Source organism: Acidipila sp. EB88 (genome assembly GCF_003858395.1).
GTDB lineage: Bacteria > Acidobacteriota > Terriglobia > Terriglobales > Acidobacteriaceae > EB88.
In genome coordinates this window covers 1,210,392-1,226,574 of sequence record NZ_QWEV01000005.1, presented here as the reverse complement: position 1 = coordinate 1,226,574, position 16,183 = coordinate 1,210,392, and the positions used below count along the sequence as shown (strand labels likewise).

Genomic DNA, 16,183 nt, shown 5'->3' with positions numbered 1-16,183 from the left:
TGAGACGTGGGCACCCGCCAAGCGGTCGTCCCGTTCCTGAAACCAGCCGCCCTTACTATCGGGCTCCCGCCCGACCCAGGCTGCAACTGCAACCTAACCATGCTCCCCAAGCAAAGCGTCCCGCAGTACCAATCGCGCCTCGTCCGGCTCCACCTGCGTATACACGCCCAGTCGCTTTTTCCCCTTCTTCACTTTGGGCGGCTTCCTGTTCAGAGCGGCAGCCCCCGCAGCCGCAACCAGGACCGGCCCCTGCTTGCACAGTCCCAGGCACCCGCATGGGCGAACCAGCAACTCACTCGGCGCAATCCCTTCTCCAGCCAGGATCGCCTGCATGTCCTTGAGCAGGGCCCGCGCCCCACTTCCGGCGCAACTCGCGCCCTTGCCATTGCGATCCCGCACACACACAAACAGCGTGCGACTACCCGGCGCTGCCGCTGTATCCCCTGCCGACCCCTGTTTCTTCTTTCCAGCCTTCACCGTGCTCCTTCAACCGCAGACAAAAAGCGTGCCCATCCCAAATCGAAATTCCCACAACGCACCCAAACAGAAAAAGAGACGCTCCAGTGAGCGTCTCTTGCCCGTGCGTCCGCGCCACCTTTTACAGCTTGCTGAACACTTGTTCCAGCGTGGTCGCTCCCTGCTGATGCTCTATACCCGCACCGCCCGCAAACGCGATCAGCCCCTGGCTCATGCCGTCCGACATCTCCACCATGTCCTCTGCGGCCTTGGGCGATGCACCAAACTGCTCAAACATCGCCGCGCGCTGCTCACGCGGTACAAGCACCGGAACGATCTCCCGGGCCGCCTGCCTGCTCAGCACCGCTGCCGCATCCTGCATCGAGTACTGCCGGGGTCCTTCCAGTTCCAGGATCCGTTGTCCGGTCCACTCTGCGGTCAACAATTCTGCGGCGAGCTCCCCAATATCCCGGGTAGCTACCATCGCCAGCGATTTGTCCAGTGGCTCGATCAACACAGGCAGATGGCCGCTTTCCTTGGCGTGCCCGTACGCGGGTACCAGGTTTTCCATGAAGTAGGCCGCGCGGATCGCAGCCTTTTCCAGCGGCAGCGCAAACAGCGCCTGCTCCATGTCGTGCGTTTTCAAAATCGGCCCCGTGCCTTCGTCCAGCTCTGCGCCGATCGACGAAAGAAACACTACCCGTGGCACATGCGCAGCCTGCAGGGCGTGCGTGATGGTCGCAAGCATCATCTCGTGTTCCCCGCGCGGGTCCGGCGCGCTCAGCAGCGGCGGCGTCATCACAAACACGCCTTCTACGCCGGTAAACGCCTGCTCCACATGGCTCGGATCTTCCATGTCGACGACAAATGTTTCCGCGCCTGCCTGCTGCAGAGCTGCAGCCTTTGCCGGGTCTCGCAGCAAGGCCCGCACCTGCCTGCCCTGTGCCAAAAGGGCCCGCACTACCGCCCCGCCTACCTGTCCTGTGCTGCCTGTGACTGCGTACATTCTGTTTCCTCAGACGCTTGGATGGCACTTTGCGGCGCTTGGATTCCTTCGCCACCAGTTGCGCCGTCTGCTGCTCGGTTCTACAGTCCTGAGCCTTGCGCGGAGCTTTACGCGTTAGTCACTCATCTCTTTGGCAAATCTTTCCGCCATGCTTCACATATGCAGTAAAACCTACATAGAGATTCGGGTAACCTCGTTACGAGCAGTCCAGTCACAAACATGGCCACATTCCACACAGCCGACGCCCCGCACGGCGAGGTCATCCTCCTCCGCATCACCCGGCTCGACGAGCACACCCGGGCCTTTGCGGAACGGCTTACCCGTGAGAGCGGCCGCGAGGTGATGTGCATCGTCGACGAGCGCAATGGCTCCGTCGATGTCAGCCCCTACCGCAAACTCTCGCTTACGGCCCGCACCTGCCGCGCCCTGGGTATCCACTGCCCGTCCGATTTCGCCTGGCGCTGCGGCGACTACGGCCTGTATCTCGCCCGCACCCAGTACCCATCCATCACCCGCTTCTGGCTCATCGAGGGCGATGTCCGCATCACCGGTCCGGGCCTTGATCATTTCTTCCATGTTTTTGATAACAGCGAAGATATCGATTGCATTATGGGCAATCTTCAGGCCTCTGCCGGCTGGTACTGGGACCACTCCATCGCTTCCGCCGGCACCACCGTCTATACCTGCCTCTTCAACATCCTGCGCATCAACGCTGCCGCCATTGATCTCCTGCTGGAGCGCCGCCGCGAGCTCTCGCTCGACCGCGTCCGTCGCCTCTCCTGGGCCAATGACGAAGCCTTTGTCGCTACCACGCTCTCCAACAGCCCCTTCACCTGTCGCGACCTCAACGACTTCGGCCCCACGCTCTACACCACGGAAACCCTGACCTTCCACGCCGCCTTCAATGGCAGCACGTTCCAGGAACACCAGGAGCCGATGACCATTTACCACCCCGTGCTCTTCGGCGAAGCCTACGAGCGCAAGCGGCGCAAGCTCCACGCCATCGCCGCCGGCGAAACGCTGTCCCAGCGCGCGCGCCGCCGAGCTATTCATCTGCTCAACGCTCTCACCCGCTCCACAAACTTCTAAACCGGTCTCGCCTGCGCAAAGCGGCACTTCTGCGCGCCCGCACATCTCACCTCGCATCGCACATATGCGAAACAGGGAAGTGCTCGATGAGTTTGAAGGAAGTTCTGGGATTGGGTGAAGACCGCAAAGTCAGGTACGCCATCGTTGGCCTCGGCTCCATCTCGCAGGAAGCCATGATGCCCGGGTCGAGCACACCGGCAACTCCGTAATGACCGCGCTCGTCACCGGAGACCCCACCAAGGCCGCCGCTCTCGCCGACAAGTACAAGATCGAGCACACCTATAACTACGAGCAGTATGGCCAGCTACTGCGCTCCGGTGAGATCGATGCCGTCTACATCGGCCTCCCAAACTGGCAACACGCCGAATACACCGTGCCTGCCCTTGAAGCTGGCATTCACGTGCTGCTCGAGAAGCCCATGGAAGTCTCCTCCGAGCAGGCCGAGAAGATACTCGCAGCCGAGAAGGCCTCCGAGGCCAAGCTCATGGTCGCTTACCGCCTCCACTTCGAGCCTGCCACCATTGCCGCCATCGAGAAGGTCCGCTCCGGCGACCTTGGCCAGGTACATCTCTTCACCTCCACCTTCTCGCAGATGCTTGACCCCAAGAACCACCGCGCTACCAGCGGTTTGCTCGCCGGCCCGATCCTCGACATGGGCCCGTACCCGATCAACGCCGTCCGCAACCTTTTCGAAGACGAGCCTACCGAGGCTTTTGCCACCGGCGTCCGCCACCCCGAAGCCGGCTTCGGCGACTTCGACGATACTGTTTCCGTCATCCTGCGCTTCCCCGAGGGCCGACTCGCTCAGTTCACGGTCACCTACTACGGCAACACCATCGACACCTATACCGTGGTCGGCACCAAGGGGTCGCTCGAGCTCAACCCTTGCTACATGTACGGCAAACCGCTCGAGTCGTTTACCATCATCGACAAGAAGCAGGACCACACCAGCTACAAAAACACCGATCATTTCGGTGGTCAGATGCGCTACTTCTCCAACTGCATCCTTAATGGCACCCACCCCGAACCCGATGCCACCGAGGGGCTTGCCGACGTGCGTGTCATTGAAGCTATCCACCGCTCGCTTGGCAGCGGCCAGTGGGAAAAAGTCGACCGCGTTGAAGTGACCCACCGTATTTCCCCAAGCCAGGTGGAGGAACTCCGCGCCCAAAGTGCGCCGGAGATGATCAACACCAGCTCCCCCGCCCGCGGCCAGGAGAAAACCCCGAAGAACTAAACCATGGCCGGTGCAACAACAAAGAAGCGAAGCCCAACAGCTTCGCTTCTTTATTCCAGAACACCCTCCCTGCGCGCGAGAGGCGGCCACTTCGTGGCACGTCTTCTTTCACAACCAGAACGGGTGCCCCATGTCTAGCTTCTGAGACGCGGGCACCCTTTCCAGCCATCGATCACCCGCCGCGAAGTGGCCGCCAGCCGCGCAGGCGGTTTGCCTCACCGCAACATCCCAGCCAGCAACGCAACCCGCGGCGCTAGCTCCCCACGCACCACGTGTTCCGAGGCCGCATGCGCCCCGCCGCCAACAGCACCCATCCCGTCCAGCGTCGGCACACCCATGGCTGCGGTAAAGTTCCCATCCGACCCACCGCCGGTGGAAGCCTCGTGCAGCTCGATGCCCATCTCCGCAGCCACTGCGCGCGCTTTTGCAAACAGCGTACCGATCGCCCGCGTCCGCTCCATCGGCGGCCGGTTGATGCCGCCGCTCACCTCGAGCTGGCATGCTTTGTCCTTGACCCGGAGCGAGCGCAGTTTTCGTTCGATCCGCCCCGCATCGGCCGCCTTGGCAATCCGCACGTCGATCTCGGCCCACGCCGAGGCGGCCACCACATTCGACAGGGTTCCACCGCCGATGACGCCGGGGTTTACTGTCAGCCCGCTCGCCGGCTCCGTAAAGCTCGCAATCGTTAGCAGCTGGTGCGCCAGCTCCAGCACCGCCGAATGCCCCGCCTCGAAGTCCACGCCGCTATGCGAACCCACCCCGCTGACCTCCAGCCGGTAGTGTCCTACGCCCTTGCGCGCCGTCTTCAATGCGCCCTCTGGCCCTTGCCCCGGTTCAAGCACGTACACTGCCTCGCACGCCGGCGCGACCCGCTCGGTCACCGCCCGCGAAGCCGGGCTGCCGATCTCCTCGTCGCCATGCAGCAGCAGCGTGACCGGTCGCCCGGCCGCCCCTCCTGCGAGCAGCAGGCGCATGGCAGCGAGCGCCATGGCCACCCCGGCTTTCATGTCCAGCACGCCGGGTCCTTGAATCCGCTCCCGTCCCACCCGAAACGGCATCCTGGCCAGCGTGCCCACCGGCCACACCGTATCCAGGTGCCCAAGCAGCAGCACCGGCCGCTGCCGTGCCCCACCGGCGGTGCCGCGCAGGCGAGGACCAGCCCACCGCACCTCCAGCGAGTCCGCATGGGTCCGGCTGCGATACCACCGCACGACCCCACCCATCTCCCGCGCCCACCCGGCTACCAGCTCCAGCGCCTGCTCACACCGCGCCTTGTCGTCGGAAGGCGACTCCAACCGCACCAGCTGCTCCATCTGTCGCAGCAGCAGTGGCAGGTCCTTCTGTGCGTCCGCCAGCAAGGCACCACCCGCCCCGCGCTCCACAGCACCCATCGCGCTCGTCATGCCATTCAGTCTAAGCCGCCCATCAGTCCTAAACGCAGCATGGGCCACCCCGAAGGATGGCCCATGCTGCTGTATAGCCTGTAGCGGTTAGAAGTTGTAGTGCGCCGAGAACTGGACCTGACGTGCCGGCGAGCGGGTGTCGATAATCTGGCCGAAGTTCTTGTCCCCGATGTTGGTATCCGGGTAACCGTAGCTGGCCAGGTTGAACGCGTTGAAGAAGTCAGCACGGAACTCGAAGTTCTGCGACTCGGTGATGTGGAACGCCTTGCCGGCCGTCAGATCGATCTGACGGTAACCCGGAGAGCGCTGGCTGCCATTGCTTGCCGTACCGAACTGCTCGGTTGCGGGCGTGCCGTACGCGCAGGTTCCGTTATCCACGCCCGAGGTAAGGCAAGGGGCTGCGGAAGGATCGGTGCCGAACCAGTTGTTGGTGCTGCGGCCCCGCACATTCAGCTTGCGATACTGGTCGGGACGGGACGCGCGGTTCTGCACCGAGGTCTCGTCCGGTGCGCCGAGGGTGACAGGGAATCCGGCATACAGAATCGCCGTTCCGGTGAGCTTCCATCCGCCCGCTGCCTCATCCACGATGCGGTTCATGTTTGCACCGTACCTGCGGCCACGTCCGAAAGGCAGTTCGTATACGCCCGTCGCACTGATGTTGTGCGGCGTGTCGTTACCCGCCGGGCCGTACTCAGAATGCAGGTCATAGCCATTCTGCGCGTAGGCTCCGTATCCGTTGCCCTGACCCGTCACTGCCGTGCCGTAGAAGCCGACGTTGTTGGTCATAGCCTTCGAGTAGGTGTAGTTCAACTGGTACTCAAGACCGTTGCTCTGGCGATGCCGAACCGTAGCCTGCAGTGCGTTGTAGTTCATCATCGCGTCGGTTTCGGTCACCACGATGGCGCCCGTCTGTCCAACGAGATTCGCGTAAGGAGCGACAGTACCCGGCGCGGTGAGCTGGTTACCCGCACGCGGATCCACCAGGTGAGCACCGGTCTGGCCTACGTAGGCCACCGAGACCGAGGTCTTGTTGTCCAGCTCATACTCGGTACCGAGTGTGAACTCCTGGATCAGCGCAGGGCGCAGATGGCTGTCCCAGGCGCGCAGCGTGTTGCTGCTCGAAGAAGACGCGAAGCTTTCCGGCAAGGCGGTCTGTGCGGGCAGCGGGTCGCCAGGGCTGGTGCTCGTTGCAGCGTTTGCCGTGTACTCGTAGGCCGGCTGGAACGGTGGGTTGAAGTTCAGGCGCAGGTTGGCGCCGGTGCCTTCCAGGTAGTTCGTGATGCCATATCCACCGCGCACAACAAAGCGGGGCGATGCCTGGTATGCGAAGCCGAAGCGAGGCATGAAGTTGGTGTAGGTCGGGTGGTACAGCGCGTGTCCGTCACCAAATACCGCCGCTGCTGCTGCCGTACCCGCGTAGTAGTACTGAGCGGTCGCCAAGTCAACGTTGGCTTCCTTGTCGTTCACTTCGTAGATCGGCTGGTCGTACTCGTAGCGGAGCCCGAGGTTGACGGTCAGCTTGTCCGACACTTTCCAGTCGTCCTGCACAAAGCCGGCGTCGCGATACTGGCGCTGTCCGCTACGGCCCGAGTTCGCCGAGATGCCGGCGTAGAAAACCTGATCCGACAGGAAGTCGGCAACGTTGTTGCCGGTAAAGGCGCCAGCATACTGCTCGCGGCCCATGATGCCGTCATTACCCGGGTAGAAGTTGTTCTGCTGGTAGCGCAGGATCTCCACACCGACCCGCAGTGTGTGCTTCGAGAGCTGGAAGGTGAGGTTGTCGCCATAGGTGAAGATGTTGTTGATCAGGCTGCTGCCACCACCGGTGGTACCTACGCCGGTCAGGTAGCTCAGGTTGCCGACCGATCCCTTGGCATTGCTGAAGTCCTGCAGGGCAAAACCCGGGTAAGGCTGATCGGGGTAGTTGATGCCCACCAGGGAGTTACCGGTCAGACCGAAGGCTCCGGTCGTATCCACGGGGACACCGCCAACCCAGCGCACACGCGACCAGCCCGCACGGAACTCGTTGATGATCGACGACGAGAAGGTGTGCACCTGGTTAAACGCGAGACCCTTGAACGGGAAGCTGTTCTCGGTGGGGAACGTGATGGCGAGTCCGTTCTCAGGATTCTGATCGGATGCTTCGCCCTGCGAGTAGCGCACGTTGAACGAATCGTTCTGGCCCAGTTTCCAGTCGACCTTGACGTCGCCCTGGTCGTTGCGCCGCGTGAGCTTATATGCGCCGATGTAGTTGTCCTGCGCTACGCCGTCGATAGCAGCCTTGTTCGGCAGCGGGTAAAGCTCAGGATGCGCAAACAGGAACTGTGCCACCGGGTTAGTGATTGGCACCTGGTTATTCAGGTACGGAACCAGTCCTTGCCCTGCGACGTAGTGCGTGATCTGCCCGCTTGTGACGCCATTGGTCGTGGTAAGCAGTGAAGAAAAATCGCCGTTCCGATAAGCCTGCGGAATGACACTGTCAACCGATGTGCCGCCTGTCTGATTGCGCGCGCCTTCGTAATCAGCAAAGAAGAACAGCTTGTCCTTGATGATCGGTCCGCCTACCGTACCGCCGAAGATCGACTGGGTAAACGGCTGCTTTGGATTGCCTGAGAAGTTGTTCGCCCAGCTGTTGGCGTCGAGGTTGTAGTTCTCCAGGAAGCCGAACACCGATCCGTGGAGGTGGTTCGTGCCGCTCTTCAGGATCGCGAGTACGTCGCCACCGTTGACGTTGCCGTACTCGGCGGGCGCGTTGGAGGTGATCACGGTCAGGTTCTCAATCGCGTCCGGACTCGGGTTGTAACCAATAACGTTGTTGATCGTCTCGTTGATTTCCACGCCGTCCAGCAGGTAGTTATTGGACTGGTTGCGGTTACCGTTTACCGAGGTGGTGCCGTTCTGACCTGTGTCGCGCTCGATGCCGGAGCTTCCGCTCATGTCGGCAGGCGAAGTTGAAACCGCACCCGGCAGAAACATCGTGATCGACGAGAAGTTGCGGCCATTCAGCGGCAGGTTCTGGATCGTGTTCGCTGTGAAGGTGGTCTGGAGCGTCGTGTCTTCGGTATCCAGGATCGGCTGCACGTTGCCCGACACATTGACGTTTTCAGTCGCCGCGCCGGTTTCCATCTTGGCGTCGACCTTTGCAATCTGGTTCACTTCCAGAGTGAATGGCTGCGAGGTATAGGTCTTGAAGCCCGCGCCAGTAACTGTCACCGTATACTGGCCGATCTGCAGGAAGCGGACCGAGTACTCGCCGGCGTTGTTCGTCTTGGCCGTGGTCTCTACGTTGGTCGCGGTGTTTTTAACCACGATGGTCGTGTCTGGCATAACGGCGCCCGAAGCGTCCGTTACGATTCCGTTAACCGTGCCCGTAATGGTCTGTGCCATTCCGGATGTGGACATCATGAGGGCGGCCGTAGCTACCGTGAGCCAACACTTGGGTTGAAGATTGCGCATGTAGAAAGCCTCCGAAGTTGCCCCGGGGTACCGCTTGCCAGGGTCTTTGCACAACTGGGCGGGGTTGTTCGTTCACCCGACTGATCGTTTCACCCAGAGATGAACATAAAGCGTGAATGAACCTGACATTAAAATCGATCACGCCGGAAAGCAATGGAATTCTTCGACGTGCCGCCCGCGCAGGGCTGAGCCGCCGACGCCCCATGATTCTGCTGCACCTGCCCAGGGCTCGAAAGTCAGGTTCTAACACTGCGTAAAAAATGAGCCCTTACGGCAGTGACCGGCCACGCGCCACACACCCGCCGCGAAACCCTGTACCATGCTCGGCAGTCCGCGCCGCCCGCACCACTACGCCCAATCGCGACACCGCAAAGGATCCGCCGATGCCCACTCTGACCAGTCCGCCCGCAGCGGCCGTCCGCTCCGGGCGCCTTCTCTCCGTCGACCTGCTCCGCGGTCTCGACATCGCCTTCATGATCCTGGTCAACGATCCCGGGGACAGCCGCGTCGGCTTCGCCCCGCTCGAGCATGCCGACTGGAACGGTTTCACCCCCACCGATCTGGTCTTTCCCACCTTTCTGTACCTGGTCGGCGTTTCGCTGGTGCTCGCCTACGCCCGCCGCGAAGCCGAAGCCGCCCCGCAATCCACCCTCGCTTCCGGGCAGGTCAGCCCTGACCCTGCGCTTCCTCCTGCTGCTCGCGAGGCTGCACTCACTGCGGCGCAGGACGCTGCCCGGGAATCCGCGAGTGCCCCCACCAAGCCAGCCGCTGCTGCCGAAACAGCGGCTCTCCATGCCGCCCGCACCGCCGCTCGCCGCGATTTCCTCGCCCACGCCCTGCGTCGCACCCTGCTGCTGTTCGCCATTGGCGTCTTCCTCAACGGCTTCCCGCTGTTCCCCTGGGCGCACCTCCGCATCTATGGCGTGCTCCAGCGCATCGCCGTCTGCTACGGAGTGGGCTCGCTGCTGCTCGCGTTCACCCGCAACAACACGCGTCGCGTCGCGGTCTTCGCGGGTGTGCTGGCGTTCTCGCTTGTCGGCTACTGGCTCATGCTGCGCTACGTGCCGGTTCCCGGCCACGGCCTGCCCGGGCGCGATATCCCCCTGCTCGACAAGGACCAGAACCTCGTCGCGTGGCTCGACCGCCTGCTTCTGCCCGGCCGCCTCTACGAGCACACCCGCGACCCCGAAGGCCTGCTCAGCACGCTGCCTGCCATCGGCACCCTGTGTCTGGGGCTGCTCACCGGGCTGTGGCTGCGCTCGCGCCACTCCGCCGAGCGCAAACTTGCCGGCCTCGTCACCGCCGGGCTCACCTCTTTGCTGCTTGGCGGCCTCTGGAACCTCGCCCTGCCCATTAACAAAAAGATGTGGACGAGTTCCTACGTCCTCTGGGCTGGCGGCTGGTCGCTGCTGCTGCTTGCCCTGTTCTTCTGGCTCGCCGACGTGAAGCGCTGGCGCGGGCCCGCCTGGGCGCCGCTGCTGGTTTTCGGCCGCAACGCCATCACCTCGTATGTGTTTGCTGAGCTGCTCGCCGGCTGGTGCTTCTTCGCTCACATCCATGGTGTCGGCGCCTCGCTTTTTGTTTACCAGCACTTCTTCCAGAACCGCATCACCCCGGCCATCGGCTCGCTGCTGTTCTCGCTCGCGTTTGTCGCCGTCTGCTGGGTCCCCATGGCCGTGCTGTACCGCCGTCACATTTTTCTCAAGATCTGAAGACCACCTGCGCAGCTCGCGGCCACTTCGTGACGTGTAGCCCTGGAGGTTTTCAGGGCGAACCCGTCACGAAGGGACCGCTTCGCGCAGGGGGCTGCCCCTCCCAACAAGAGCGACCCCGTCCCGCTTCCCGCATCGAATCTACTCAATGCCTTTTCGCTGCCGCTTCTCCCTCGGCCTCCTTGCCCTCTGCGCCCTGGCCGCCGTTCCCGCCCGTGCCGACATCGGCGTCGCACTGGCCGACCCCACCACGATCGGTGTCTCGGAGTGGACCCATGCCGGCCACTCGCTTGTTTACCTTTCCGGCGTCTGCGCCGACACACCTGTCCACGCGCGCCTCTGCGCCCCCGGCGAGCAGGGCTCCATCGTCACCATGTATCCCGACTTTCACGAAGACCAGCCTTACTCCTGGAACATCGTGCCGCTCTCGCTCTATCTCGAGGGCTCGCTTGTGCCGGGGGAGCGCCTGCTCTACGCATCGCACAACGTCAAGCGCGCTCTCGAGCAGCACGGCCGCGCCACCTTTCTGCGCCCCGTCTGCAACCACGCCTGCACCGACCAGCCGCACAGCTACTGGCACGATCTCGTCGGCTCCACCATCGACCGCGACCTCTTCTTCTTTGTTGTGCATTCAGCCAGCTCGTCGGACGAGCTGGCCCAGGATCAGGCCATCGTCGACCGCCTCAACGACGCGCCCAATCGCAACCAGTACCGCACCCTCACCAACAACTGTTCCGACTTCACGCGCGGCCTGGTCAACAGTGTCTTTCCTCACTCCGTGCATCGCGACGTGCTCAACGACCTCGCCATGATGAGTCCCAAGGCCGCCGTGCACTCCTTTACGACCTGGGCCGTGCGGCACCCCGGGCTCGACTTCTACACCCTGCACTTTGCCCAGCAGCCCGGCGACATGCCGCGCACCGGCGTCGCCCGCTCCGGTACCGAAGACGGCTTCCACATGAAGAAGTACCTCATCCCCGCCGCGCTGATCGGCGATCACGAGGTCGCGGGCTCGTTCTTTGTTGCCTACTACTGCACTGGCCGCTTCTCGCTTTACAAGCAGTACGCCCGCCACGCTGTTGCCTCGACCGAGGCCTTCGCGCCTGAACCCACCCAGGCCAGCTTCAAGCCTCAACCCGGGCCGCTCACCTCCAACCTCATCCTGGCCAGCCACCCAGCCGCCCGCGACCTTGCACCGGCCCACCCCACGCTGCCCGACACGCAAACCGAGACTGCCAATGTCCTCGGCAACAGCGCCCAGTGGGCCCGGTACCGGCAGCAGTTCCTCGCCATGGCGAGCTCCCCCGAAGCCCAGGCCATCCTGTCCGCGTTCGAACCAGGGAGCGCCGGCACCAGTTCGGTTGTAACTAACACTGGCGAACCCGGCGAACCCGCACTGGCCGGCTCGCTCCGGCCCGGACGAGAAGCACACCCACACCGCGCAGCCATTCGTAAGGTCCTGTTTCCGACCGCTTTTGCCCAGGCGGCCGTCTCGATCGACAGCCAGGGACTTCCATGGCTCGCCCCTGGCGACGCCGGCCCGGCCACCTCTGTTCCGTTCCGCAAGGTGGGCCTTTCCTCCGCCAACATCCTCGCCCCCGGCTCCGACCCGGAACTCGCCTTCACCCTGATGCTCGGCCGCGTCTCCTACGCACTGCTCGCCCGCGACCACTTTCGCGAAACCATGCCTGAGTTCCAGCAGGACTGGGTTTTGCTCCAGCAATGCTTTGCCGCTTTGCCCACACACCCGGGGCTCAACGTTGCCGCCGCGACGCCTGCAACGCGTGCCACGCAGTCAAGCCCGGCCGGGCAGGCGCCGTAGCCGGCGTCCCCTCCAGCCGCCTCCACGGAATGGCCCTGGCAAAACAGGCCGCCGCACCTGAAGCCACACGCCTGTTCCAATCAGTCCGTAACGTCATTCCGTACGAGGCCTGCTATGTCCAACCCCCCACCAGCAATGCATGGCCAAACCTGTGCCCCGGCTGCGCGCAAAAAGCTTTCCTTCCTTGACCGTTTTCTGACCCTCTGGATCTTCCTCGCCATGGCCGTCGGCGTGGCTCTCGGACACTTCGTCCCCGCCGTGGCCGGCTTTGTGCAGCACTTCCAGAGCGGCACCACCAATCTCCCCATCGCTGTCGGGCTCATCCTCATGATGTTTCCGCCGCTGGCCAAGGTCCGCTACGAGAAGCTGGGCGAGGTCTTCCGCAATCCGCGCGTGCTCGTCCTCTCGCTTGTGCAGAACTGGCTTATCGGGCCGGTCCTGATGTTCCTGCTGGCCGTGCTCTGCCTGCGCGGCGACCCGGCCTACATGCGCGGCCTGATCCTGATCGGCATTGCCCGCTGCATTGCCATGGTGCTGGTCTGGAACGAACTGGCCGAGGGTGACAGCGATTATGTAGCGGGGCTCGTCGCCATCAACAGTGTGTTCCAGGTGCTTTTCTACAGCGTGTATGCCTGGCTCTTCCTCACTGTTCTGCCGGGTTTGTTCGGCCTGCAGGGTAGCGTGGTCCCCATCGGCATTGCGCCGATTGCGAAAAGTGTCGGCCTCTATCTTGGGGTTCCATTCGTCGCCGGCTTTGCGACCCGCTCGCTGCTGATCCGTGCTCGCGGAGAAGCCTGGTACCGCACCCGGTTTGTGCCACGCATCAGCCCGCTCACGCTGGTGGCCCTGCTCTTCACCATCCTGGTTATGTTCTCGCTCAAGGGCGACCTGATCGTGCGGCTGCCGCTCGACGTTTTTCGGATCGCCGTCCCACTCGTTCTCTACTTTCTGATCATGTTCCTGGTCAGCTTTTACATGGGCAGGAAGCTCGGCGCTGACTATGCGCAATCGGCGACGCTCTCCTTCACCGCCGCCGGCAATAATTTCGAACTCGCCATCGCGGTGGCAGTCGCCATCTTCGGCCTCAACTCCGGCGAAGCCTTTGTAGGCGTGGTCGGGCCACTCATCGAGGTGCCGGCGCTGATCGGGCTGGTCAATGTCGCCTTCTGGATCCGCCGCCGCTTCTTCCCCGCAGGCAGTACCGGATTCACCGTGCATCCCGTCGAGGACGCTCCCTGACGTGCTCCCTGACGTGCTCTCTGACGCGCGCCCGCGTGCGATCCTGCATCCCCGCACTTACTTGCGAATCGTCCCGCCGATCAGCGCAAACTCGATGTGTGAGTCCACCGCCAGAAAGTGAAGCTGGTCGGCGTCAACGCGATGGTAGACCTGGTTATAGGGCAGGTCTGAACCCCGCGGTGGGCTGCACGCCAGGGTTGGCGCATGCGAGACCATCAGCGGCGGTCGTCCATTTGCATCTTCGCTGGAGTGATGGACACCGGGCACGAATAACGTCCGGCTTGCAGAACCGGCCACGGCAAACACCTTAAAGCGCTCGTCAGCAGGTAACCACTCACCCGGCCATCGACTTACCCCTTCTCTCGCCCCGCGCAGTCTCTTCAGTAAGTTCCATGACTCTCACGCGTACCTTCACGATTTGCGCTTAGAATGGCTCGCGCAAGCGCCGTTCTTTTCGTTCCGCTCTCTACTGGACCCACTTCGCCGGGCGGGCACGCGCGCAGCAGGCAACCACGGACTGTACACCAGCCAGAACACACGCGGCGCCGGCGCTCCCCTCGCCTCTGCCATCCGGCATGGTCTTGTCACCTGAGCGAACCATTCCTCAAGTGAACCATTCTTCAAGCGAGCTACTCAAGGAGAAGAACCCAATGCGTTCCATCTGCCTTTCTCTGCTGCTTGCAGCAGTGCCATTGTCCTCCGCACTTACCGCCAGTGCAGCAACGCTCTGCGTCAACCAGGCCGGCAGCCAGGGCTGTTACGCCCACATCGTCGATGCCATCAAGGCTGCCCAGCCGATGGACACGATCTATGTCCAGGGCGGCACCTATGCCGAAAGCGTCACCATTCCCAAGTCCCTCACGCTCGTCGGCTTCGGAGCAACCATCGAGGCCAAGGGGCTCCCACGCGGCATCTTCGTCGATGGCATCGACTATCCGGGCCTGCAAAGCGTGCATGTGCACGGCTTCACCGTGCAGGACGCCAACTTCGAAGGCATCCTAGTCGCCAACGCCTCCGCCAGTTCCATCTCCAACAACACCGTGCTCAACAACAACCGTCTTGCCAACGGCGTTTCCTGCGTCGGCATCGACGCATGGGAGCCCGGTGAAGCACAGGACTGCGGCGAAGGCATCCACCTGCTCGGCGCCGATCACATCATCGTCACCGCCAACACCGTGACCGGTAACGCCGGCGGCATGCTCATCTCCGATGACACCGGCCCCGTGCACCACAACCTCGTCTCCTTCAACACCGTCAAAAACAACCCCTACGCCTGCGGCATCACCATGGCCTCGCATCCCCCCGCCACGCTCACCAACTCCTCCAAGCCACTTGGCGTCTACAACAACACCATCTACGGCAACCTCAGCGAGGCTAACGGCTTCGGCATCGGCGGCGGCGCCGGCATCGGTATCTTCGACGCGGTCGATAACTCCAGCAACCAGGGCAACGTCGTCGCCGCCAACATCGTCACCGGCAACGGCCACCCCGGCATTGCTCTCCACGCCCACGCGCCTGACCAGGTGCTCAACGACAACACCATCGTCGGCAACCTCTCCTACGCCAATGGCGCTGAGACCGGGCAGGTCGCCACGCCCGGCCCCGCCGGCATCAACGTCTTCTCCCTTAGCCCCGCCACCGGCAACATGATCTCCGGCAACATCATCGCCGGCGAGCAGGACGACGTCGTCGCCAATCTCCCCTCGCTCCTGCAGGTGCAGTTCAACGACCTGCTCGGGCCCAACCTCGGCGTCTTCTCCGGCGGCAAAAACACCATCGACGCCACCGGCAACTGGTGGGGCGACTGCAGCCTCGCCGCCATCGGCGGCTGCTCCACGTCCAGCGGAACCGGCATCTGGTCGCAACCGTCCATGCCCACCCCCGTGGTGCCTCTGGCCAACCTGTTGAGCCTGTTCTAGCCGAACGCTGGTACGCACAACCGCTGCACAAAGCTCGCCCCGGGTTCTGCTGCTCGTCCATAACAGGAGCGCAGCAGAACCCGCTTCTCTAGTTCTCCTATCGTTTAGCCATAGCCTCGCGGCCGCTGCGCGAAATCTGGCCGGCAGGGAACTGCGAGCGACCGCTCATTGCAACAGAATGCACTCCGCGTGCCGGGAGACAGGTGCAACGAGGAGCGCGCGCAACGCTCCAGCCGTCCCGTCATTTTCGCGTCTTCGGCTTCGCTCCATGCCCCGACACAAACTGCTGCAACGTTGCCTCAACAAAACGCTCGTCCATTACTCCCGATCCAAGCAGCAGCCGGTAGTAAAGCGATCCGTACAACTGGTCGATCGCCGTGTCGAGATCGAAGTCATTTCGCAGCGAGCCCTCGGCGATCGCGCACTCCAGGGTGCGGCGCACGCCTTGCCGCCGCGGCTCGAGCCAGCGCTCGCGAAACGCTTTTGCCAGTGCACGGTCCGTTTGCGCTTCCGCCACCAGCGAGCGGACAAGGTTGCCGCGCGCGCTGCGGAAAAAACGAACCTGCCGATGCAGTTGCTGCTGCAGGCTTTCAAGCGCGCTTGCTGCTTCAGGGAAAGCCGTCTCCTCCCCGATCAGCGCCAGCAGCGCGTCCATGACCACCGCCGCCTTGTTGGGCCAGTGCCGATACAGCGTCATCTTGCCCACGCCCGCCTCGGCGGCAATGTCGTTCACACTCACCGCGCGAAAGCCGCTCTTTGTCACCAGCCGCAGCGCGGCCTTGAGGATGGCAGCATGAGCCACCTGGCTTCTTGGTCGGCCGATTGTGCCCATCTTTGTTCCCGG

General features: G+C 63.0%; 13 protein-coding genes. 7 read left to right on the top strand and 6 right to left on the bottom strand.

What is annotated here, in order from left to right; translation table 11 throughout:
* Nucleotides 1-93 precede the first annotated feature (93 nt).
* Both D1Y84_RS05985 and D1Y84_RS05980 read right to left on the bottom strand, forming a co-directional pair.
* Nucleotides 94-477 (bottom strand): (2Fe-2S) ferredoxin domain-containing protein, encoded by a 384-nt coding sequence (locus D1Y84_RS05985; RefSeq protein WP_124847707.1) that lies wholly within the window; start codon nt 475-477, stop codon nt 94-96.
* Between the two features lie 121 nt (nt 478-598).
* Nucleotides 599-1,462, bottom strand: a complete 864-nt coding sequence (locus D1Y84_RS05980; protein ID WP_124847706.1) for an NmrA family NAD(P)-binding protein — start codon at nt 1,460-1,462, stop codon at nt 599-601.
* 219 nt (nt 1,463-1,681) lie between these two features.
* On the opposite strand from D1Y84_RS05980, the gene D1Y84_RS05975 reads away from it, so the two are divergent.
* The 3 genes from D1Y84_RS05975 to D1Y84_RS05970 all read left to right on the top strand — a co-directional run bounded on the left by D1Y84_RS05975 (nt 1,682) and on the right by D1Y84_RS05970 (nt 3,788).
* On the top strand, nt 1,682-2,551 hold the full coding sequence (locus D1Y84_RS05975) for a hypothetical protein (RefSeq protein WP_124847705.1): 870 nt from the start codon (nt 1,682-1,684) through the stop codon (nt 2,549-2,551).
* 86 nt (nt 2,552-2,637) lie between these two features.
* Nucleotides 2,638-2,760, top strand: a complete 123-nt coding sequence (locus D1Y84_RS18640; RefSeq protein ID WP_255424339.1) for a hypothetical protein — start codon at nt 2,638-2,640, stop codon at nt 2,758-2,760.
* A complete protein-coding gene (locus D1Y84_RS05970) occupies nt 2,760-3,788 on the top strand; it encodes a Gfo/Idh/MocA family protein (protein WP_233581169.1) in 1,029 nt (342 codons plus the stop codon). The genes D1Y84_RS18640 and D1Y84_RS05970 overlap by 1 nt, the downstream gene beginning before the upstream one ends.
* A 215-nt stretch (nt 3,789-4,003) precedes the next feature.
* Here the strand turns inward: D1Y84_RS05970 and D1Y84_RS05965 are convergent, their stop codons facing one another.
* Together D1Y84_RS05965 and D1Y84_RS05960 are read right to left on the bottom strand one after the other, a co-directional pair.
* On the bottom strand, nt 4,004-5,191 hold the full coding sequence (locus tag D1Y84_RS05965) for a M20 family metallopeptidase (protein ID WP_233581167.1): 1,188 nt from the start codon (nt 5,189-5,191) through the stop codon (nt 4,004-4,006).
* A gap of 87 nt (nt 5,192-5,278) precedes the next feature.
* Nucleotides 5,279-8,578 carry a TonB-dependent receptor gene (locus D1Y84_RS05960; RefSeq protein ID WP_233581166.1) on the bottom strand — a complete coding sequence of 1,100 codons (3,300 nt, stop codon included), beginning with the start codon at nt 8,576-8,578 and terminating at the stop codon, nt 5,279-5,281.
* Between the two features lie 452 nt (nt 8,579-9,030).
* Between D1Y84_RS05960 and D1Y84_RS18110 the strand changes: the two genes are divergently transcribed.
* The 3 genes from D1Y84_RS18110 to arsB all read left to right on the top strand — a co-directional run bounded on the left by D1Y84_RS18110 (nt 9,031) and on the right by arsB (nt 13,420).
* Complete coding sequence (locus D1Y84_RS18110) at nt 9,031-10,359, top strand: acyltransferase family protein (protein WP_199726365.1); 1,329 nt, start codon at nt 9,031-9,033, stop codon at nt 10,357-10,359.
* Nucleotides 10,360-10,507: 148 nt separating this feature from the next.
* Nucleotides 10,508-12,181, top strand: coding sequence for a hypothetical protein (locus tag D1Y84_RS05950; RefSeq protein ID WP_124847703.1), 1,674 nt, complete (start codon nt 10,508-10,510; stop codon nt 12,179-12,181).
* Between the two features lie 114 nt (nt 12,182-12,295).
* Entirely contained in the window at nt 12,296-13,420 is a 1,125-nt protein-coding gene (gene arsB / locus D1Y84_RS05945; protein ID WP_305000440.1) for an ACR3 family arsenite efflux transporter, read from the top strand.
* 57 nt (nt 13,421-13,477) lie between these two features.
* On the opposite strand, the gene D1Y84_RS05940 is transcribed toward arsB, so the two are convergent.
* A complete protein-coding gene (locus tag D1Y84_RS05940; RefSeq protein ID WP_124847702.1) occupies nt 13,478-13,717 on the bottom strand; it encodes a hypothetical protein in 240 nt (79 codons plus the stop codon).
* A 353-nt stretch (nt 13,718-14,070) separates the two neighbouring features.
* Here D1Y84_RS05940 and D1Y84_RS05935 point away from each other — a divergent pair, with 353 nt between their 5' ends.
* A complete protein-coding gene (locus D1Y84_RS05935) occupies nt 14,071-15,339 on the top strand; it encodes a nitrous oxide reductase family maturation protein NosD (protein ID WP_158615341.1) in 1,269 nt (422 codons plus the stop codon).
* Nucleotides 15,340-15,580: 241 nt separating this feature from the next.
* Here the strand turns inward: D1Y84_RS05935 and D1Y84_RS05930 are convergent, their stop codons facing one another.
* On the bottom strand, nt 15,581-16,141 hold the full coding sequence (locus tag D1Y84_RS05930; RefSeq protein WP_158615340.1) for a TetR/AcrR family transcriptional regulator: 561 nt from the start codon (nt 16,139-16,141) through the stop codon (nt 15,581-15,583).
* Between the last annotated feature and the right edge of the window lie 42 nt (nt 16,142-16,183).